Source organism: Flavobacterium hydatis, assembly GCF_000737695.1.
Classification (GTDB): Bacteria; Bacteroidota; Bacteroidia; order Flavobacteriales; family Flavobacteriaceae; genus Flavobacterium; species Flavobacterium hydatis.
In genome coordinates this window covers 1-648 of the sequence record NZ_JPRM01000086.1, presented here as the reverse complement: position 1 = coordinate 648, position 648 = coordinate 1, and the positions used below count along the sequence as shown (strand labels likewise).

Here is a 648-nt window from a genome sequence, read left to right as displayed (position 1 = left end):
ATATATTGAGTAAATTGAGCATCTTGTTGAGCGTAACTTACTATAGCTGTAAACATCAAAACGAAAGAAAATAAATTTGTTCTCATAGTAGATATTTATTATTTTATTATTGCATTGGGTTCTTCTTGTTACTGATAAAAAGCATTGATGCATTTGTATATCAAAAAAAAGGACATTTTTTAGTAAAACACTTCACTGATAACATAGCTGTTATATTATCAGTGAGTTGTGTTTTTTTGTTTGTTATTTAGTTAGATATAAGAAACCATCTTTTTTATTCGTCTGAATTGCACCGTTTCCATCTATAGAGGTGTAATTTAGAATGTAAAAGTAAGTTCCCGTTGGTAAGCCAGATGGTTCACTTACAGTTGTTCTTCCTCTAGAGAATCCGTCAAAAGCATTTGTTGTGTTATTATAGTTTCTAGTTTCAAATACAAGTACACCCCAACGGTTATATATTTCGACAGTATTATCAGGATAACATGTTGTGTCATCTATATTATCGATAACAAATCGGGCATTCATGTTGTCACCATTAGGAGAGAAAGCATTATGTACCAGAATCGTTCCGCAGGCCAATACTTTACAATCATCATTGATAGAAAGATTTACAAATAAACTTCTAGGACAAGCCTCATCTTGTATTTG

General features: G+C 31.3%; 1 protein-coding gene. It reads right to left on the bottom strand.

All coding sequences use genetic code 11. The annotated features are described in order from the left end of the window. Window positions 1-243 precede the first annotated feature (243 nt). Window positions 244-648 (bottom strand): gliding motility-associated C-terminal domain-containing protein (locus tag IW20_RS25135; protein ID WP_035629149.1); only part of this gene is annotated, 405 nt, incomplete at its 5' end.